Below are 20,004 nucleotides of genomic sequence, written 5' to 3' on the forward strand. Positions count from 1 at the left end.
GCAAGGGCCGGTTAACCCCGGCCCATCAGTTCAAATCCGGCCTTTTCCAACCCGGTTTCTACCGGTGGCCTTGGCATCGTAAAGTGCCTGATCCGCCGCATGTAGCAAACTTTCGAAAGACAGGTCGTCACCCGGTACGATACTGGCAACGCCAAGACTGATAGTCACAAATTCGGAAACTTTAGAAGCCGGATGCGGTAAACGCATATTCTCGACAGCTTTACGCAGAATCTCCGCCAGCACCATGATTTGCTCGGCATCACAGGCCGCGACTACACAAAACTCTTCGCCGCCGTAACGGGCAATCAAATCGCCCGGCCTTCTAAAGAAACGCTTCAAAGTTCTAGCCACTTGCCGCAAGCAATGATCGCCTTCGATATGTCCAAGATTGTCGTTATATAGCTTAAAGAAATCGATGTCTATCATGATCATCGAGATGGGATATTTATGCCGCAAGGCCCGCTTCCATTCCCTTTTTACAAAGGCATCGTAGTAACGACGATTGGGTAGCAACGTCAAAGAATCCAGATAAGCCAGTTGCATGCGGCTTTTGGCCTTATCCAGGCGCTGGCTCAGTCTGGCTTGCGCCAAATATGACAGCAGCAACACGATCAAACCAACGAACGACACAATCGCATGAGTGATCGTCAGATGCTCCAGGCGCTCGTTCACAAAGGCATCGATACTGGCGCTGGGAATACTGACACTAATGCCGCCGCGAATATCCCCCTCTCTGTAGCCTTGCCGCTGATGGCAAACGAGGCAACTCTGATCGACATGAAGCGGCGCCATATAACGATAAAAAGATTGCCCGTTGATAGTACCGATACTACTCACGCTTTTTTGACCTTGTTGAAAGGCCAACAACGCTTCGGACTCCCATTGGTCCGGCCGATTTTCCGGGCGAATCGGATTAAAACCGGTGATGTGAAAGGCAATGCCCGAGTCGTCGCTCATTTCAGCGAGTTGCCGAGTCATATAGGCGGGATTGATCAAAGTAAGGCGCTTGCCATCCGTGGTTTCGACATCCCGGTACGGAACATCCAAATAAGGATTCGGTTGGGTAGTCTCCGTAATAGGAACATAAACGCCACCGTGCGACGCATTCCATTTTCTGATCAACACGATGTGATCGAAAAACATCTCCGCCTGCCGCGTGGCAATTTTTTGCGCGTACTGTTTAGTATCCGTTACTTGCTGGTATAGGTTCAGGCTAATCAACAAAATCCATAGCACTGCATAAACCAGGAATGTAATCCTTCTCATTAATTGCCTCAAAAATACTTATAGCCGCTTCGCAAAAGTCCGCCGAGAAACTGCCAAACAACCATACTATGGCGCTCAAGCGCGCGCCTTAAAATTACACAAACTCTATTTGGTAATCCGATTTGAAATGGGTTGTTTATGCTGGCACTATAACTTACCGCGCCCACAAAATGAATGAACCTAATCACCCTTTGTAAAATGACCGACAAAGCAATCTTCCCGGCACCCGAGCATGACCATAACGTATGCATCCACAAGGCGATAAGTGTAGCCGAACAACTTTGCTTAACACGCGGCGTGCAACTGACCCCCATCCGCCATAAGATTTTGGAGCTGATCTGGAACAGTCATAAGGCTGTTAAAGCATACGACTTGCTGGATCAAATCAGGCCGGTAAACGACGCCGCAAAACCCTCGACCGTTTACCGGGCCTTGGACTTTCTTTTGGAGCAAGGCCTGATTCATCGGGTGGAAAGTTTAAACGCATTCGTCGGCTGCCACTGCTCCGGCACCCAACACGATCAACTGTTGTTAATCTGCACCGCCTGCCATACGGTGCAGGAACGCGCCGCACCTTCGGTACTCAGCGCGCTGTCCAAAGAGCTTGGCGACGCCGGCTTCGTACCGCAGCGTAAAACCATCGAAATTCATGGCTTATGCAAAACCTGCAACCCCACCACCAATACTGTGGATGAACAGGCCACTCAATAACCCGATAAATATTGACCTAGATCAACGCTTGTCCGGCAGAAAACTTTATATTAAGCCCATGTCACGCGTTTTCCTACCGTCGACATGATCCTCTTGAAAGATAGATGCTTCGGCGGGCGAGTTCTCTCTCCCGCCTTTTTTTTGCGATATTATCCTCTATAATCGCCGCCCTACCCGACACATCTATCTCCGGCATGCTTACCGACAGTCAAAAAGCCATTCTTTTGCAAACCACATTAGATCCTAACGATATTGGTGAGCAACGTTTTTGCGAATTGTGCGAACAAGCGGATCTGCTGAATACCGTCACGGACAACGAATTAGTCGCATTCCTGGAAATTGCCAACGCTTTGTATCGCGGCGGCGAACCGATTATCACCGATACCGATTACGATTTTGTGTACTTGGCGGAACTGAAAAAACGTCAGCCTGAGCATCCGCTGCTGCACACTGTCGAGCCGGAGCCGGCATTCGCCGGCAAAACCGTCGATCTGCCGACCATCATGCTCTCCACCGACAAAGCCTACAGCCGCGACGAGGTGGAACGCTGGGCCGGCCGCATCGAAAAAGCCGCTGGCGATCTGGACAAAAACTTTGCCGAATTGCTCTTTAAGGTCACTCCCAAACTCGATGGCTACGCCGCCTACGACGACGGCCAGATGCTGTATACCCGTGGTGACGGCCGCAAAGGCACCGACATTACCCGCGTATTCGAGCGCGGCTTGCAAGTCGCTAACCAAGGCCAACGCGGCCTGGGCGCCGGCGAAATCGTCGTCAGCCTCAGTTATTTCGACGCCAATCTGGCCGAGTTTTTTGACAACGCCCGTAACTTCCAGGCCAGCGTCATCAAGGAAAAGGAACTTGACGAGCACGCCGAACGCGCCATCGCCGATCATGCGGCGGTGTTTTATCCGTTTGCGATCCTGCCCTGCTGGAACGGCGTCTGGCAGGATCTGATCGACAACTTCGAAACCATCGTCAAAGACATCTGGCATAAGCTGGATTACGACGTCGACGGCGTCATCCTGGAAATCGTCGATGAACAACTGAAACAAGCGATGGGCGCCACCCGCCACCATCACCGCTGGCAACTGGCTTACAAAGAAAATCTGGAAACCGCCGAAGTCACCGTCATTGGCGTCACCCCGCAAACCTCGCGCTCCGGCCGCATCACCCCGGTCGCCGAGCTGGAACCGGTGCGCCTTAGCGGTGCGTTATTATCCAGAGCCACCGCCCATCATTACAAAATGGTATTGGATAAAGGCATAGGCGCCGGCGCGCTGATCCGTTTGGCCCGCTCCGGTGAGGTCATCCCCAAAATCGAGGAAGTGCTACGTCCAGCCGAGCCGGCAATACCCAGCGCCTGCCCTAGCTGCGGCCATGCATTGATTTGGGATAACGACTACCTGATCTGTCCGAACAACCTGGAATGCCCGGCGCAAATCAGCAACAGCATGGAGCATTTCTTCCGGGTACTTAAAAACAACGACGGCTTCGGCGCTGCCACCATCAAAAAACTTTACGAACATGGCATCCGCCGCGTCGACCAGATTTATGCTTTAACCGCCGAGCAATTCGAAAGTATGGGCTTCGGCCCCAAGCAATCGCAAAACCTGGTCGATCAATTGGTGCGCAGCCGCAACGAAGCCGTCGAGGACTGGCGTTTCTTGTCCGCATTCGGCGTGTTTCGGATGGGCTTGGGCAACTGCGAACGGCTGTTGGCGCATTACACCTTGGCGGAGATTTTCAATCTAAGCGAAGCTGACATCGTCGCTATCGAAGGTTTCGCGGAAAAAACCGCGGCGGTAATCACGGAAGGCTTTGCCAAGATCAAACCCTTGTTCGATAGCCTGATGTCGCTGGGCTTCAATCTCACCCCGACGCAAAACCAAGCCACCGACAACGGCCATCCGCTAGCCGGCAAAACCTTGGTATTCACCGGCACCTTACACAGCGGCAGCCGCGACGACTTGAGCAAGCAAGCCAAAGCCAAAGGTGCCAAAGTCGGTAGCTCGGTATCGGCGAAGACCGACTATTTGGTAGCCGGCGATAATGTGGGCGCCAACAAAACCAACGCCGCTCGCGAGAAAGGCGTCAGTGTGATTACCGAGCAGGAATTTCTAAAATTACTGGAAGGAGCAGACGCATGAGCCGCAACCGCCCAGTGGTACTTTGCTTTTCCGGCCACGATCCTAGCGGGGGCGCCGGCGTGCAAGCCGATATCGAAGCCATCGTCAGCCACCAATGCCATGCGGCTAGTGTGATTACTGCATTAACCGAACAAGACAGCCGCAACGTCAACAAGCTGATTCCACAACAGCCTGCGGAAGTTATCAATCAAGCCCAAACGTTGTTGGCTGACTTTAAAGTCTCCGCGTTCAAAATCGGCCTAATCGGCGATGCCGGCGTTGCCGAAGCCATAGCGCAAATTTTGCGTCAACATCCAGCTATTCCGGTAGTACTAGACCCGGTACTGGCAGCGGGCGGCGGCACCGTATTGGCCGGCCAGCAATTGCTTGATGTCATCGTCGAGCAACTGCTGCCGTTGACCACCTTATTAACCCCCAACAGCGAAGAAGCCCGCCGCTTGTCCGAGCAAAACGATCTTGGCGACTGCGGCCGTTTCTTGCAAAGCAAGGGCGCCGAATACGTGCTGATTACCGGCACCCACGAAAGCTCGGAGCTGGTGCATAACCGCTTGTACATGCCAGAAAATCTTCAAGAAACCTTCAACTGGGAGCGCTTACCACACAGCTATCACGGCTCGGGTTGCACACTGGCTAGCGCCAGCGCCGCGCTCCTCGCCCAAGGTCTGGATGTGTTTACTGCCGTTAGCGAAGCCCAGGAATTCACTTGGCAATCGTTGGCCGCAGCCTATCGTCCCGGTCAAGGTCAATACAATCCGGATCGGCTATTTTGGGTGGAAGCATGAAATTTCCGCGCCAGGGTTTGTACGCCATTACCCAACCCGAAAACAAAACTATTGCCCAAGTGGTGAAAGACGTAGAGGCTGCCTTGCGCGGCGGCGCAACAGTGATTCAATACCGCGATAAAAATCCGCTGGACGCGCGACAACTAGCGAGTCGTTTGTTGGAAGTTTGCCATGCCTACGATGCTCCGCTGTTAATCAACGATAGTATCGAACTGGCATTGGCGGTCGGTGCCGACGGCGTTCATCTGGGCCGCGACGACGGCGATATTTCCGAAGCACGACGCTTGCTTGGACCAAACGCTATCATAGGCGTATCGTGTTATAACGACGTGGAAAAAGCGCAGAGTATGGCCCAGGCCGGCGCGGATTACGTGGCATTTGGCCGCTTCTTCCCGTCCGGATCGAAACCTCTGGCTGCACCCGCCGAGATTGTCAGCCTGCAACGCGCCAAACAATCGATAGGTGTGCCCATAGTCGCTATCGGCGGCATTCTGCCGGAAAACGGTGGACAGCTATTAGCCGCTGGGGCAGACTTATTAGCTGTAATAGGCGGTATATTCGACCGTGAACCGGAAAGCGCTGCGCGCGCCTACCAAGCCTTATTCAACCATCAACCGGAGTAAACCGCATGCCAGAACATGTCTATCAAAAAGTCGAACTAACCGGCTCATCCAGCCTAGGCATCCAGCAAGCCATCGAGAACGCCGTCGCCAAAGCCGGCGAGACTATCCAGAATATGCGTTGGTTTGAAGTGGTAGAAACCCGCGGTCATATCGACAATGGCAAAGTAGCGCATTGGCAGGTGACCATTAAAGTGGGTTACACGCTGCCGCATTAAGCCACTAGATGCCGCTAAACCGAATGTAGCGCCTTAGCGGCGAGCCGGCGGCCCAGACGAAGGCCTCGGTGTAGTAATGCATCAAGGCCAAATATCCCAGAAAACCCAAGGTTACGGCTTTATAGATTTGCGTGGAAAACAAGGTTTGCAGCAATAGATTGACCAAATCATCGCCATAAGCTTGCAACAGATAGGTCAAAACAAACGATAACAACGGCAATACCAGCCAAATCGGTAATCGAATCGCCGATGCCGCCCGGAACAAACTATTCTGCGGCTGTTCGCCGTGACGGTTCACATCGTGTGTCACGTAAAAACTATACGCGGTAATATCGTGCACCAAGCGCGGCATCAAGATCGCCAGAAAATAATACTGCTGGCTGTAAACATACCAACTGCTGGCGACCAGTAGAGTATTGGCCCACAGAAAATACAATCCAAATCGACTAGGAACATAGCGTTGACACCATAAGGTGCTCAGCAATAAACCCAAAGTCAGCAAGCTAGCAACCTGTAAAACTAACGCCGCTTGCTCCGGCTCCAGACTATTTTTTAGAAATATCCCCATATAGATAAAAATCCCGGCACTAACGCTGAGCCACAATTGCAGATAAAACGCCCAACTCGGCAACCGACACACCGCCTTGGCGATGCCCTGCTGTTGCTTCAAAACGTGATACACGGTCCAGCACGCGGTAATGATGTATAGCGCACGGTAGGAAATAAACAAACTGCCGATGCCAAAAAAAACCATGATAAACAAAGTCATGGCGATTAATTTGCGTTTAAAGGCTTGCAGATAGTCAGGGTGACCTACCAACAATAGATTGCTGGCGATGATATGCGGGGTACCGAACAAAATTTGAAACAACAAAAAGTGGGTCGGGCTACTGGGCAGCATATTGCGTAGCGCGAAATTAAAGCCGAATTTGTCTAGCCAAAGCACCACTAAACACAGCGGCACAATGGCATACAAACTCAGTAAAAAGCGGAAAGACACCGCCAGTTTATTGCTACTTTTTTGCTCGGGGAATGAAATGATCTGCGCAACCACGGTGCCACCTTTTTATTATTTTTAGGCAGCGGCTATTATCACCATTTTGAGTAATGACTCAATATCTATCTGATTTTTAACCGGGAATACTACTTGCGCTTGCCTTGCAAACCGCCGGTGTGGATTGCTACTATCCGCTGCCCGGCGGGGAAATAGTCCCGCCGGATTAAATCGTAGAGCGCAAACAGCAATTTTCCGGTGTAGATTGGCTCCAATTCGATGCCGTGCCGCTGCTGAAAATCCTGCATAAACGCCAGCAAGGTCGGCGTTGTTTTGGCGAAACCGCCGAAATGGTAATCCACTAGAATTCGCCGGTCTGCGTGACTGGACATTCCCTGCATTTCCAGTAATTGCTCAACATCGTTAATTAGAAAGTCGCCACCCTTCATCGCGGCTACGCCGATAGCGTGTTGAGCTAACGGCGAGGCCAGCAAGCCTGCTAGAGTGGTGCCGGTACCGCATGCTACGGCCAGTATGTCGAAATCGATTTCGATTTCATCGACCAGCTCGGCAACGCCTTGCAAAGCCAAGTATGTGGCTCCACCTTCCGGCAACCAATATTGGCCGGGCTGGAGTTCCGGTAAACTGTCGTGGCCTTGATAGCCACGCAACTGACGATAGTGGCTACGTGACACAAAACGCAGCTCCATGCCCCAGTCAAGCAGATCATGCAGCGTAGCGTTGAGTTGCGCGGGCCGCTCGCCACGAATATAGCCTATGGTTTTCAATCCCAAAGCTTTACCGCTAAAAGCCAGGGCATGTAGGTGATTCGAATAGGCTCCGCCCATGCTGACGATGCAATCGGCGCCAGCATATAAGGCATGATTGAGGATATATTTGAGTTTGCGCCATTTATTGCCGGAGATAATCGGATGCAGCAAGTCGTCGCGCTTGATCCACAATTCTAACTGCCGGTCGGTTAATTCCGGGTTGTTAATCCTGGTCAGCGGCGAAGCGGCCAATTTCGCCTGCAACACCTGTAGACGCGGATGTAAATCGGTCACTGCGCCTGCTTGATAGCCCACGCCACATCCGCAGCCTGACGATTGGCTTTGACATCATGAACCCGGAACATCTGCACCCCCGCCATCACGCCCAACGCAGTGGTTACCGCGGTCGCAGTGACTAATTCGGCAGGTTCGCTGACATTGCAGATACTGCCCATGAAACGCTTGCGGCTGGTGCCCAGCAACACCGGGTAACCCAAATCGACAAAACTGGGCAAATGCGCCAAAAGATCGATATTGTCTTGCTTACCTTTGCCAAAACCAATACCGGGATCTATCGCGATATTTTCCGCCAACACGCCGGCCGCTAACGCTTCGGCAATACGTTGTTGCAAAGCGGCGATCACATCGACTAACACATCGTCGTAATGCGGCTGGTCCTGCATGGTTTTCGGCGTACCCTGCATATGCATCAGTATGATGGGAACTTGAGCGGATGCCGCAAAAGCCAACATATTGGGATCGCCCTGACCGGCCGAGACGTCGTTGATGATATTCGCCCCCGCCACCACCGCTGCTGAAGCAACCTGGCTTAACGTGGTATCTATACTGATTTGCACTTGAGGATAGCTTGCACGGATCGCAGTAATCACCGGCACCACCCGGCGAATTTGCTCGTCCGCGGCAACAGGATCGGAACCGGGCCGAGTCGACTCACCGCCGACATCGATAATATCGGCACCTTCGGCTATCATTTTTTCAGCTTGAGCTATAGCTGCCGCCACACCGGTAAATTTACCGCCATCGGAAAAACTATCGGGGGTGACGTTGAGTATCCCCATCAGTTGGGGACTATTGACAGCATTGAACATGTTTGAAAACTCCTCGATAGCAGCAAACGCGTAGTTTACCGTTGTCGAGTCGTTTTTAGAATTTACCGGCTACCGTTTTACGCTATGCCGATAACGGGCGGCCATCCCGCCGAGGGCAGGATGGCACTCAATTGTTAAACTCTTAGTAGCGCTTTAGCCAATTTTTCTGAAAGCTGCTCTTCAACAAATTGTGGTTCGTTAGGTGGATACAGCTCATCCTCCTCAATTTCAAACCCGCTTTCCTTAGCCAATAACAGCATTTCCTTAATCTTGACGCAGGCTTTCAGTTTTTCTTTCAGCCCCTCATCGCCTTTGGCTTTTTCAGAAAATTCTTTGATGACCTTAATTGACATTGATAACTCCGTGATAACTCTGAAGGTTGGATAAAACTCAAAGTTATCTAAGCAAAATAACGGCCAGTTTTTTTAAAAGCCGTTATTTCGTTTGCAGTTCAAGACATTACCAAAAAAGTGTCGCCAAAAACGACAGCTATTCACCTACAATTCATGCGGCATTTGTAGCAAATACAACAATTGTCGGAGCGTATAGACGTAGCCAACGACAGTAAATCTTTAGCCTTGTATAGCAACCGTGCGATACGCAGAATGGTAATACAACAATGGATCCCCTTCCCGGCAAACCACACTATCGACTTCACCAATAATCACCCAGTGGCTACCGGCCTGAACTTGCTGCACTACCCGGCACTCCAGTACCGCCAGGGCTTCGCTCAAAATCGGCGCACCGTTGTCACCCGCTTGCCAGGCGATACTGGCAAAGCGCTGTTCTTGGTTGGTACTGCCGGCAAATTGATTGGAAACGTCTTCTTGTGCACTATTCAGAATGTTCACTGCAAAGCGGCGGCTTTCCAGCAAGGCAGCGCCGGTATCAGTCGCTTGATTCAGACAGACCAGAATTTGCGGTGGATCCAGCGACACGCTGCTAAACGCGGTCGCGGTCATGCCTCTAGGCTGATTGTCACGCCCCTGAGTCGTAACCACCGTCACACCGCTCGCCCATAATTTAAGGGCATTTTTAAATTCTTTGGCTTCAACGCTCATAATTTTCTCTTAGATCCAATAGCGATAATACGGAATAGACGTCTGAATGCGCGATCAGTTTTTGGGACGCATATGCGGAAACAACAGTACGTCGCGAATACTCGGCGAATTGGTGAACAACATCACCAAACGGTCGATACCGATGCCCTCGCCCGCTGTTGGCGGCATACCGTGCTCCAGCGCCGTGATGTAATCGGCGTCGAAATGCATGGCTTCATTGTCGCCAGCTTCTTTTTCTTCCACTTGTTTCTGGAAGCGTTCGGCCTGGTCTTCAGCATCGTTCAACTCGGTAAAGCCGTTGGCAATTTCGCGGCCACCAACAAAAAACTCGAAACGGTCGGTGACGTGCGGATCGTTGTCATTGCGACGCGCCAGCGGCGAGACTTCTACGGGGTAAGCGGTGATAAAGGTCGGATTCATCAAGCGATGCTCGACGGTTTTCTCGAAAATCTCGATCTGTACCTTGCCCAGACCATAGCTATCCTTGACCGGAATTTTCAGATTCTCGGCAACTTTTATGGCGGCTTCACGCGTTGTCAAATCCGCCAGCGTTAATTCCGGATTGAAATGCAGGATAGATTCCAAGACTGTCATCCGCACAAATGGCTTACCGAAATCGTATTGATCGCCTTGATATTCGATAACCGAGCTACCCACCACATCTTCGGCTATGCCTTTTAGCATGGCTTCGGTCAAATCCATCAAGTCGCCATATTCGGCATAGGCTTGGTAGAACTCCATCATCGTAAATTCGGGATTATGCCGGGTCGACAAACCTTCGTTGCGGAAGTTACGGTTTATCTCGAACACCCGTTCGAAGCCGCCGACCACTAGTCGTTTTAGATACAGCTCCGGCGCGATACGCAGATACAATTCCATGTCCAGCGCGTTGTGGAAGGTGGTAAACGGCCTAGCGGTGGCCCCGCCGGGGATGACCTGCATCATCGGCGTTTCCACTTCCAGGAAGTCGCGGGCGATCAAAAATTCGCGAATGTAATTGACGATCTTCGAACGCATCAGGAAAGTTTTGCGCGTCTCGTCGCTCATGATCAAATCCAGATAGCGCTGGCGATATTTAATCTCCTGATCGGCGATGCCGTGGAATTTTTCCGGCAAAGGGCGCAACGCTTTGGTCAACAAACGAATATCGTCAAGCCTGACGCTCAACTCGCCGACCTTGGTTTTAAACAAAGTGCCTTCGGCACCCAGGATATCGCCAATATCCCACTTTTTAAATTGATCGTTGTAAACGCCTTCCGGCAGATTGTCGCGCGCGACGTAAACCTGGATTTGCCCGGACATATCCTGCAAATGACAGAAACTGGCTTTACCCATGATGCGACGTGTCATCATCCGTCCGGCAATCTTCACCCGAATCGGCTCAGCCAACAGTTCTTCTTCGGTTTTGTCGCCGTATTCGGCTAACAATTCACCGGCCACCACGTTGCGGCGAAAATCGGTCGGAAACGCGATGCCTTCTTCGCGCAAGGCGTTAAGTTTTTCGCGGCGTTGTTTGATCTGTTCTTGTTCGTCGTGTTCGAGTTCTGACATTTTGGTAATCGATAAAATCAAATATGGATCGGGTTTATGGAATTCAAGTTGATGATGGGCCTTGCCGAAAATCAATTAACGATACCAACTATCTCGCTAATGGCAACAAACGTACCCTCTCGCGCAGTTCATCGGCAACGATCAGCGCCCCGTCGCTTAGCTCTCTTTCAAAGCGACGCAATAGGCCAATTGCTCGCAATCCGAGAACATTAGGTGAAACATCATGCGTACGTATTTGAAAAACGCTGGGGGATTCAGCATTGGTCAAGGCCAGTAAAGTGCCAAAATCGAGATCGTGTGTAAAAACGATAGCATTCTGAGAACGCGCCCAGTCAAATAATTCCGTGTCTAAAGCATCAACTGCCCCCACTTCAATCCAGTGCATGGCGTCGAAACCAGCCTCCACCAGCAGTGGCACCCAAGCTGGCGAAAGATTCATATCTAATAAAACCTTCATGCCGCCACAAGCGGCAACTCAACTTCTTCTGATCGCCAAGCAGCATAACGTAAAGCTTCGGTTATATCTTCCGCTTCTAAATACGGGTATAGATCGAGGACGTCTTTAAAGGTATAACCGCTGGCTATCAGACCGACAATAGTACCGGCAGTAACTCGAAGCCCCCGCAAGCAAGGTTTTCCACCCATGACAGCCGGGTTGAAGGTGATACGATCAAAATTTTTCATGTCGACCTCGCAGTCTCTTTCTCATACGCGGGTAATTTACAAGCCGCTCTTCAAACTAGCCTCGATAAACTGATCCAGCGCCCCGTCCAAAACGGCCTGAGTATTGCCGGTTTCGACGTTAGTACGCAGATCTTTGATGCGGGATTGATCTAACACGTAGGAACGAATCTGGCTGCCCCAACCGATGTCGGATTTAGAGTCTTCAATCGCTTGCAAACCTTCGCTGCGTTTCAGCATTTCCATTTCATACAGCTTGGCTTTGAGCTGTTTCATCGCCGTGTCTTTGTTTTTATGCTGTGATCGATCGCTTTGACATTGGGTAACGATGCCGCTGGGACCATGCGTAATCCGCACCGCCGACTCTGTTCTATTGACGTGCTGACCTCCGGCGCCGCTGGCCCGGTATACGTCAATACGCAAGTCCGCGGGATTAATGTCAATTTCGACATCGTCGTCGATTTCCGGCGACACGAAGACCGAGGCAAATGAGGTATGCCGGCGGTTGCCGGAATCAAACGGCGATTTTCTGACCAAACGATGCACGCCGGTTTCGGTTCGCAACCAACCAAAGGCATACGGGCCTTCAAATTTGATCGTAGCGCTTTTGATGCCTGCCACATCGCCCGGCGATTCTTCGATTAATTCGGTTTTAAAACCTTTCGCCTCGCCCCAACGCAAATACATGCGTTCGATCATCGATGCCCAATCCTGTGCTTCAGTACCGCCTGAGCCGGATTGAACGTCCAGGAAGGCATTGTTGGCGTCCATCTCGCCGGAGAACATCCGTTGAAACTCCAAAGCCGCTACTTTCTTTTCGTACTCTTCAAGATCGGCGGCCACGGTATCGACGGTCTCCTCGTCTTCTTCTTCCACCGCCATTAAAAGCAATTCCTCGGCGTCGGATAGACCTTGTTCCAATTCCAGGATGGTGTTGACGATACCTTCCAGCATGGCCCGCTCCTTACCCATGGCTTGCGCTTGCTCCGGTTTATTCCAGATAGCCGGATCTTCCAACTCGCGCAGCACTTCCACCAGACGCTCGCTTTTGTTCTCAAAATCAAGATAGACTTTCAGGCCGGCGCTCCGTTCACGGAGGTCGGCTATCTTGTATTTAATCGGATTAATTTCTTGCATGAACCTCAAAACCCAAGCCAATACCCACACGGGGCACGAGACGCCGACCTATGCCCGGCGCATTCAAAAAACTGTGGATTATAAACGATTACGCCACTGGGTTGGGCTGACGGTTTTTTAACGACCAAACGATGCAGCCAATGCCCGCCAACACAAACGGCACGCTAAGCAATTGGCCGGTAGTAAACATCACACCCGTATCGTACATGGCTTGCTCGGTTTTGAAGTATTCCAGGAAAAAGCGCACAGTGAACAGCATGCTGATGAAACAACCGAACACGAACCCTGGCTTATCAGCCTGCTTTTTGTAAATCGCCAGCGAAATCAGATAAATCATCAGGTAACAAGCCGCTTCATAAAGCTGCACTGGATGCCTAGGCAACGGATCGATCCGCGAAAACACCACGCCCCACGGCAAATCCGTAGGAATACCTAGAATCTCCGAATTAAAGAAATTACCGATGCGGATTAGCGCGCCGGCCAAGGCGGTGGGAATACTGACTCTATCCAACAACCAAAAATAACTGTCGCCGTATTTGCGCCGATACAAATACAAGGCCAGGATGATACCCAGTGTGGCGCCGTGACTTGCTAATCCACCTTCCCAGACTGCCAGAATCTTTAAGGGGTGCGATAAATAGTAGGCGGGATCGTAAAGCAGGGTATGCCCTAGACGCGCACCGACGATGGTCGCGATCACCATATACCAAAGCAGCGTATCAAGCTCTTCGATATTTTTGCCTTCGCGCTGATAAATCCATTGCATGGTCAAAAAACTGCCGACAAAGCCGGATGCGAACATCAAGCCGTACCAGCGAATTTTCAGAAAGCCGAAATCGACAAGAATGGGGTCAATATTCCAGATGAAGTGTTCCATGATTATGCGGGGAAGTGAGTACGGTTTAAGCAAATGACCGGCGATTCTAACGCCGACTGGGATTTTTCGCCGTTTATCTTTCGCTGGTCACGCAGGTTAATTTGGGTCGGCTACTTGAATTCTGCCGTCGACGATCCGTACCGGAAAGGTGGCAACATCTTCATAAGCCGGCGCGCATTTGACAGCGCCGGTTTTAACGCAAAACCGCGCCCCGTGACGCGGACAGACAATTTCATCGCCATCCAGCTCGCCGCTGGCGATTTCAGCACCGTCATGGGTGCACACGTCTTCTATCGCATAAAGTTGATCATCGATTTTAAAAATTGCCACATCGGTACCGTCGACATCAACCAGCACATGTTCGCCATTTGCCAGTGCCGATTCTGCCACCACATCAATCCAATCGCTCATGCTTGCCTCGTTTGGGTTTAAGTTTAGTCTGCCAATTCATTTCAGATAAACGTCGTATCGGAGCAATTTACCCTGATAGCTTTCGCTGGGCTTGCCGCCTAAGGGTTCCGCGTAATCAGGGCTTTTGACTACCACGCGTTTGCCGGCCGCCTGCCAGCCGGCGGCAAACAAATCTGCTCTGTCCAGGTCGTCACCCAAAATATCGCGCAGGATTGCCATCGACTTTCGAGTGGCTGCGGTTTGTTTGCGCTTGGGGGGAAACATCGGGTCGAGATAAATACATTCCGGCGCTTCCGACAAACCGGCCAGCAATTCGATGGCGTTACCTACTAGTAATCGGGGCGGTTGTAACTGCCGGTTTAACACCCACTCCTTTTGCGCCAGACGGCTAAAACCATCTTGTATCAATTCCGCCATCACCGGCGAGCGTTCTATACACTGCACCTCATACCCCATTCGGAACAGCGCCAAGCTATCTTGCGCCCAGCCTGTCGTGGCATCGATAATGGTTTTGGTTTTCTTGCCGATCGCCTGCGCCAACAAGTCTTTTTTGGGGGCCGGATAGGAGTGTTGCTCGCCGGGGCGTGGATCGATTTCGACTATCAAGCCGCCTTTTTTCAAGGTTTGCTTGTCCAGCAGTTTCAGGTAGCCGTCGCGATAACAAAGAAAACACCCTTGCAGGAATTCGGCAGGTAGCTCTGACAAAGCCAGCAAGGGCCAAGCCAAGCGCTCGGCTAACGCCTGACTAGCGGACAACACCGAATCATCGGCATAGACCACGGCCCCCTGTGCGGACAAACCGAGCACCCGCGAAAACTTATTCGGTGGAAATCGACTGGGCTTCGTTTTTCAAAGCAGCATCTAAAGTATGCCAAGCCAGCGTGGCACATTTCACCCTGGCAGGATATTCGCGCACCCCAGCCAACACAGCCAGTTTGCCGATGGCTTCCAGATTAATATCTTCGGTTTTACCCGTCGTCATTTCATGAAATTGCTTGAACAAAGCATCGGCCTCGATTTCGGTTTTACCTTTGACGATTTCGGTCATCAAAGACACCGAAGCAGTGGAAATCGCACAGCCGGAGCCTTGGAAACTGGCGTCGCTAATCACATGATCGTCAATTTTCAAAAATAAAGTCAGCCTATCGCCGCATAAGGGATTGAAACCTTCCACTTGGCGATTGGCATTGTCCATCACCCGAAAATTGCGCGGGTTGCGGTTGTGGTCAAATATGACCTCTTGGTATAGATCGCGTAAATCTTCAAACATTAGCCAAACACCTCTATTAAGGATTTGATGCCTTGCATCAACACATCGATTTCTTGGCGGGTATTGTACATGGCAAACGAAGCCCGCGCCGTGGCGGGTACGCCGTAAAAGTCCATCACCGGCATGGCGCAGTGGTGACCGGCGCGAATTGCGATGCCCAAACTGTCCAGCATCGTGCCGATGTCGTGGGGATGAATGCGATCTAGGGTAAACGACAAGATGCCGCCCTTGTGCGCAGCCTGACCTATGATGTTCAGGCCTTTAATCTGCTCGGCTTGCTGAGTAGCGTAATCCAACAACTCTGCTTCGTAAGCGGCGATCTTATCCATACCAATGACAGTGATGTAATCAATCGCCGCGCCCAAGCCAATGATTTCGGCAATGGCCGGGGTGCCCGCTTCGAATTTATGCGGCAGGCCGGCGTACTCGGTTTTTTCAAAAGTCACCTGCCGAATCATGTCACCTCCACCCTGATAAGGCGGCATAGCTTCCAGCAAAGCTTGCTTTCCATACAGCACACCGGTGCCGGACGGTCCATAAAGTTTGTGCCCGGAAAACACATAAAAGTCGCAATCCAAGGCTTGTACATCCACCGCCATATGCGGAATCGCTTGCGCGCCGTCCAGCAACACCGGAATGCCTTTAGCGTGGGCGGCAGCTATAATTTTTTCCACCGGATTGATCGTACCCAAGGCGTTGGACATCTGAGTGATAGCGACCAATTTGGTTTTGGCGTTCAACAATTGCTCAAACTCGTCGAACAGCAACTCGCCTTGCTGATTCATAGGCGCTACCTTCAATACCGCCCCCATCTGCTGGCAAAGCATTTGCCAAGGCACGATATTGGCGTGATGCTCCATCGCGCTAATCACGATTTCATCGCCGGCTTGCAGTTGCGATTTGCCGTAACTCTGCGCGACCAGGTTTATCGCCTCGGTCGCACCGCGCACGAAGATAATCTCTTTGGTGCTGGCAGCATTGATAAACGCTCTAACCTTTTCCCGCGCGCCTTCAAACTTGTCCGTAGCCCGCACGCTTAAAGTGTGCACACCACGATGGATGTTGGCGTATTCGTGGCTATAGGTGTACACGATACTGTCGATCACCGCTTGCGGCTTCTGGCAACTGGCGGCGTTATCCAAATAAACCAAAGGCTTGTTACGGATGGTTTCGCCGAGGATAGGGAAATCGGCGCGGATTTGTTCTACTGGAAATATGCTCATCGCTAACTGTTTGGTTTAATTGATTTCGTCTTTAGTAAACACTAGAATCGAGATAGTCGATTCGATAAATGGATAAAACTATGGTCGCTGTCTTTCCGCAAAAACACCTTACCGACATCGCCGAGTGGCACCGCATGGGGGAAGCCGGGATTTTCCCGCCGGAAACCCGTATGGAACTCATCGAAGGAGAAATCTTACACATGGCGCCGATAGGATTTAATCATGCAGGACATGTCACCCGGTTAACTCGTTACTTCTTCCGTTTGTTGGATGACACCGTTTCGATTCGGTCTCAAAACCCCATCCAACTTGGCGATCTATCCGAACCCGAACCTGATTTAGTCTTGGTAAAGCCTGATACCGACGACTACACGACTCGCCATCCCGCAGCCTCGGACGTGCTGCTGTTGGTCGAAGTCTCCGACAGCACCCTGCGCTTCGACCGCACCCAAAAACTGCGCCTCTACGCCGGTCACAACATCCCGGAATACTGGATCGTTAACCTGATCGACAACTGCCTAGAGGTTTATCGACAACCGCAGGAGGGCGACTATCTGGATAAATCCGTAGTGACAAAAGCCGATAGCATCAATCTCGTGGCTTTACCGGAGCTTCAAGTCTCTATCGCTTCGATCTTATAAGCTGATCGCCGGAAACCGCTCCAACAACTCTTTCAACAGCAAGGCTTTTAATTCGGCGTTCTCAACCTTATCCACCATCTCATTGGCAAACGCAAAGGTCAGAATGTTTCTGGCCGCCTCTTCATCCAGCCCGCGCGATTGCAGATAAAACACCGATTTTTCTTCCAACTGCCCTACCGTCACGCCGTGCGAACACTTTACGTCGTCGGCATAAATCTCCAACTGCGGCTTGGTGTCTACTTCCGCGTCCGCCGATAACAGTAGGTTGCGATTATTCATTTCCGAATCGGTCTGCTGGGCATCCTCCGCCACCACCACCCGACCTTGAAACACCCCACGCGCCTTGTTATCCAATACGCCTTTGTAAAACTCGCGACTAATACCGTGCGGCTTTAGATGGTCGATGCGGGTGTGATTATCGATATGTTGGCGTTTATTGGCCACGAACAAACCGTTCAAAGAACATTCCGCCGCCGTATCCAGATCGCTGTGAATGTCGCTGCGCGCCAGACCGCTGCCCAAAGCAAAATTATGATGATTAAAGCGGCTATCTCGAGCCTGCTTAACGTAAGTGCCTCCAAAATGCTGGGCTTTTTCGCTTTCAAGCTGGACTTTGTAAAGCGTCAAACCGGCATTATTGCCCAACAGACATTCATTAACCGAGGCGGTGAAATAGCTATCGACGCTGCCGACATAGGTTTCGATAATTTCCGCTTCGGCTTGCTCATTCAGGACAAACAAATTCCGGGTTGCTGCCAGCGCATCGGCTTGGGTAACCACGTGCAGAATCTGCAGAGGCTTTTCCAATTGCTGCTTAGGCCCCACTTCGATCACCACACCGTCGGCGAACCAGGCATTATTGAACGCCACCAGATTATGTTCAGCACTGGTCACAGCTTGTCCCAAACGACTTTCCAGCCACGCTGGCTTATCTTGCAAAGCCTGTTTCACACTGGAAACAGACACTTTGTCTGACAAGTCTTGCAGGCGCGACAAGGACGGCGAAAACAGTCCATTGACCAAAACCACACTGGCGGCATCGTCCAAGCGGTATTGATTCAACCAGTCCTCATCGACAATTTGGCTGGAGTTGGGTGCAAACAGGGTTTTATTTAGCGCCGACAAATTGGTGTAACGCCACTCTTCCTCGCGATTGCCCGGAAAGCCGCTGACGCCAAAAGCCTGCAAGGCCTGTTTTCTAAAGCCTTGCAGCCAAGGCAAATCCAGCCCCGGCAAACTCGCCGCCAAGCCGGAGTATTCTGTTAAATACGCTGCGCTGCTCATGCCGCTTGCCCTTCCAGCCAGCTATAACCGCGTTCTTCCAACTCCAGCGCCAGTTCCGGCCCACCGGATTTAACAATCTTGCCGTCGGCCAACACATGCACCACGTCGGGCTTGATGTAGTCCAGCAGACGTTGGTAATGGGTGATCATCAAGAATGAACGCTCGGGGTTACGCAAGGAGTTCACGCCTTCGGAGACGATACGCAGCGCGTCGATATCCAAACCGGAATCGGTTTCGTCGAGGATGCAAAGCTTGGGCTCCAATATGGCCGCCTGCAAAATCTCGTTACGTTTCTTCTCCCCGCCGGAAAAGCCTTCGTTAACCGCTCGGTATAAGAATTTTTCGTCCATCTGCAGCAGCTTGACCTTACTTTTCACAATGGTCAGAAAATCCATCGCATCCACTTCCGGCAAACCCTGATGTTTGCGCATGGCATTCAGCGCCGCTTTCAACAAATAGATATTGCTGACACCGGGAATTTCCACCGGGTATTGAAAGGCCAGAAACACCCCTTCACGGGCGCGGATTTCCGGAGCCAATTCCAAGAGGTCTTTACCGTTATAGGTCACACTACCTTCAGTGACCGTGTAACCGGCTTTACCAGACAACACATGCGACAAGGTGCTCTTGCCGGCGCCGTTAGGGCCCATGATGGCGTGAACTTCACCTGGGTTTATGTCCAGGGTTAGGCCTTTTAGTATGGGTTTGTCGTTGATGGTTACGTGGAGATTTTTTATGCTGAGCATACGTATGGTCACCTAAGTTTTTTTAAATAATTCCGAACCTAATCTTTCCCACGCTCCGGCGTGGGAACGCAGCTTTTGACGCTCCAGCGTCATCATTAGCCTAGCTAGGTTGAATAACCCAGCATTTAAATCTTTGTTATGTGTCGCTATCGCGACGGATTGTTTTGACGTCGGGTCTCGGCCCGACAGCCGAGATACTTTTCTTTGCTTGTCCAAAGAAAAGTATCCAAAAGAAAAGACACCCGGACGCCGCTTGTTTCCTGCGCTCCGAAGCTTCTGAACGGGGTTGCCGAAAGGGGCTTCCTGCCCCTTCGACAACGTGCGGCATCCCTGCCGCACCCCTACGGGCTATTCCGTTCAAAAGCTCCGGTGCTCGGCGCGGCATACGGGGCCAAAACCATCCGCCGCCGAAAGCTATCCATGCTAAAAAATCAAAATGCGTAGGATGTGCTGAACGTAGTGAAGCGCATCTGTCGCGAACGATGCGCCTCCTATCGTCGGC

23 protein-coding genes are annotated in these 20,004 nt (G+C 51.5%); 6 read left to right on the top strand and 17 right to left on the bottom strand.

Features of this window, described 5'->3' with window-relative positions:
• Nucleotides 1-30: 30 nt before the first annotated feature.
• The gene (locus ACR64Q_RS12985) at nt 31-1,266 is read right to left on the bottom strand and encodes a diguanylate cyclase (protein ID WP_313732242.1); all 1,236 of its coding nucleotides are present in this window, start codon (nt 1,264-1,266) and stop codon (nt 31-33) included.
• Between the two features lie 198 nt (nt 1,267-1,464).
• Here ACR64Q_RS12985 and ACR64Q_RS12990 point away from each other — a divergent pair, with 198 nt between their 5' ends.
• From ACR64Q_RS12990 to ACR64Q_RS13010, 5 genes are all read left to right on the top strand, one after another.
• A complete protein-coding gene (locus ACR64Q_RS12990) occupies nt 1,465-1,977 on the top strand; it encodes a transcriptional repressor (protein WP_313732241.1) in 513 nt (170 codons plus the stop codon).
• Between the two features lie 194 nt (nt 1,978-2,171).
• The gene (locus ACR64Q_RS12995) at nt 2,172-4,127 is read left to right on the top strand and encodes a BRCT domain-containing protein (protein ID WP_313732240.1); all 1,956 of its coding nucleotides are present in this window, start codon (nt 2,172-2,174) and stop codon (nt 4,125-4,127) included.
• Nucleotides 4,124-4,909, top strand: coding sequence for a bifunctional hydroxymethylpyrimidine kinase/phosphomethylpyrimidine kinase (gene thiD / locus ACR64Q_RS13000; RefSeq protein ID WP_313732239.1), 786 nt, complete (start codon nt 4,124-4,126; stop codon nt 4,907-4,909). Before ACR64Q_RS12995 ends, thiD begins: the two co-directional genes overlap by 4 nt.
• On the top strand, nt 4,906-5,532 hold the full coding sequence (thiE, locus tag ACR64Q_RS13005; protein ID WP_313732238.1) for a thiamine phosphate synthase: 627 nt from the start codon (nt 4,906-4,908) through the stop codon (nt 5,530-5,532). Before thiD ends, thiE begins: the two co-directional genes overlap by 4 nt.
• 5 nt (nt 5,533-5,537) lie before the next feature.
• Nucleotides 5,538-5,747 (top strand): dodecin, encoded by a 210-nt coding sequence (locus tag ACR64Q_RS13010; RefSeq protein WP_033157405.1) that lies wholly within the window; start codon nt 5,538-5,540, stop codon nt 5,745-5,747.
• A gap of 4 nt (nt 5,748-5,751) precedes the next feature.
• Here ACR64Q_RS13010 and ACR64Q_RS13015 read toward each other — a convergent pair whose 3' ends face one another.
• The 14 genes from ACR64Q_RS13015 to ACR64Q_RS13080 form a co-directional block, all read right to left on the bottom strand.
• On the bottom strand, nt 5,752-6,801 hold the full coding sequence (locus ACR64Q_RS13015; protein ID WP_313732237.1) for a hypothetical protein: 1,050 nt from the start codon (nt 6,799-6,801) through the stop codon (nt 5,752-5,754).
• An 89-nt stretch (nt 6,802-6,890) separates the two neighbouring features.
• Entirely contained in the window at nt 6,891-7,826 is a 936-nt protein-coding gene (locus tag ACR64Q_RS13020) for a 1-aminocyclopropane-1-carboxylate deaminase/D-cysteine desulfhydrase (RefSeq protein WP_313732236.1), read from the bottom strand.
• Nucleotides 7,802-8,620, bottom strand: coding sequence for a dihydropteroate synthase (gene folP / locus ACR64Q_RS13025; RefSeq protein ID WP_313732235.1), 819 nt, complete (start codon nt 8,618-8,620; stop codon nt 7,802-7,804). The genes ACR64Q_RS13020 and folP overlap by 25 nt, the downstream gene beginning before the upstream one ends.
• Before the next feature lie 134 nt (nt 8,621-8,754).
• The gene (locus ACR64Q_RS13030) at nt 8,755-8,973 is read right to left on the bottom strand and encodes a Nif11-like leader peptide family natural product precursor (protein ID WP_020482391.1); all 219 of its coding nucleotides are present in this window, start codon (nt 8,971-8,973) and stop codon (nt 8,755-8,757) included.
• 219 nt (nt 8,974-9,192) lie between these two features.
• Nucleotides 9,193-9,681 carry a flavin reductase family protein gene (locus ACR64Q_RS13035; protein ID WP_313732234.1) on the bottom strand — a complete coding sequence of 163 codons (489 nt, stop codon included), beginning with the start codon at nt 9,679-9,681 and terminating at the stop codon, nt 9,193-9,195.
• Between the two features lie 54 nt (nt 9,682-9,735).
• Nucleotides 9,736-11,232 carry a lysine--tRNA ligase gene (lysS, locus tag ACR64Q_RS13040; protein WP_313732233.1) on the bottom strand — a complete coding sequence of 499 codons (1,497 nt, stop codon included), beginning with the start codon at nt 11,230-11,232 and terminating at the stop codon, nt 9,736-9,738.
• Nucleotides 11,233-11,320: 88 nt separating this feature from the next.
• Nucleotides 11,321-11,689, bottom strand: coding sequence for a DUF5615 family PIN-like protein (locus ACR64Q_RS13045; protein WP_313732232.1), 369 nt, complete (start codon nt 11,687-11,689; stop codon nt 11,321-11,323).
• Nucleotides 11,686-11,916, bottom strand: a complete 231-nt coding sequence (locus ACR64Q_RS13050) for a DUF433 domain-containing protein (RefSeq protein ID WP_020482395.1) — start codon at nt 11,914-11,916, stop codon at nt 11,686-11,688. The genes ACR64Q_RS13045 and ACR64Q_RS13050 overlap by 4 nt, the downstream gene beginning before the upstream one ends.
• A gap of 36 nt (nt 11,917-11,952) precedes the next feature.
• Nucleotides 11,953-13,050: a peptide chain release factor 2 gene (gene prfB / locus ACR64Q_RS13055; protein WP_313732231.1), complete on the bottom strand. Its 1,098-nt coding sequence runs from the start codon at nt 13,048-13,050 to the stop codon at nt 11,953-11,955.
• 88 nt (nt 13,051-13,138) lie between these two features.
• Nucleotides 13,139-13,927, bottom strand: a complete 789-nt coding sequence (gene lgt, locus ACR64Q_RS13060; protein ID WP_313732230.1) for a prolipoprotein diacylglyceryl transferase — start codon at nt 13,925-13,927, stop codon at nt 13,139-13,141.
• Between the two features lie 96 nt (nt 13,928-14,023).
• Nucleotides 14,024-14,338, bottom strand: a complete 315-nt coding sequence (locus ACR64Q_RS13065) for a non-heme iron oxygenase ferredoxin subunit (RefSeq protein ID WP_064007834.1) — start codon at nt 14,336-14,338, stop codon at nt 14,024-14,026.
• A gap of 36 nt (nt 14,339-14,374) precedes the next feature.
• Entirely contained in the window at nt 14,375-15,136 is a 762-nt protein-coding gene (locus tag ACR64Q_RS13070) for a class I SAM-dependent methyltransferase (RefSeq protein WP_313732229.1), read from the bottom strand.
• Between the two features lie 19 nt (nt 15,137-15,155).
• The gene (gene sufU, locus ACR64Q_RS13075; protein ID WP_313732228.1) at nt 15,156-15,608 is read right to left on the bottom strand and encodes a Fe-S cluster assembly sulfur transfer protein SufU; all 453 of its coding nucleotides are present in this window, start codon (nt 15,606-15,608) and stop codon (nt 15,156-15,158) included.
• Nucleotides 15,608-16,831: a cysteine desulfurase gene (locus ACR64Q_RS13080; protein ID WP_313732227.1), complete on the bottom strand. Its 1,224-nt coding sequence runs from the start codon at nt 16,829-16,831 to the stop codon at nt 15,608-15,610. Before ACR64Q_RS13080 ends, sufU begins: the two co-directional genes overlap by 1 nt.
• 68 nt (nt 16,832-16,899) lie before the next feature.
• Between ACR64Q_RS13080 and ACR64Q_RS13085 the strand changes: the two genes are divergently transcribed.
• Complete coding sequence (locus tag ACR64Q_RS13085) at nt 16,900-17,472, top strand: Uma2 family endonuclease (RefSeq protein WP_313732226.1); 573 nt, start codon at nt 16,900-16,902, stop codon at nt 17,470-17,472.
• On the opposite strand, the gene sufD is transcribed toward ACR64Q_RS13085, so the two are convergent.
• Together sufD and sufC are read right to left on the bottom strand one after the other, a co-directional pair.
• Nucleotides 17,467-18,756, bottom strand: a complete 1,290-nt coding sequence (sufD, locus tag ACR64Q_RS13090; protein WP_313732225.1) for a Fe-S cluster assembly protein SufD — start codon at nt 18,754-18,756, stop codon at nt 17,467-17,469. The two genes, ACR64Q_RS13085 and sufD, sit on opposite strands and share 6 nt — an antisense overlap.
• Nucleotides 18,753-19,502, bottom strand: coding sequence for a Fe-S cluster assembly ATPase SufC (gene sufC / locus ACR64Q_RS13095; protein WP_026601267.1), 750 nt, complete (start codon nt 19,500-19,502; stop codon nt 18,753-18,755). The genes sufD and sufC overlap by 4 nt, the downstream gene beginning before the upstream one ends.
• Nucleotides 19,503-20,004: the final 502 nt, after the last annotated feature.

The organism is Methylomonas sp. 2F7 (assembly GCF_057126975.1).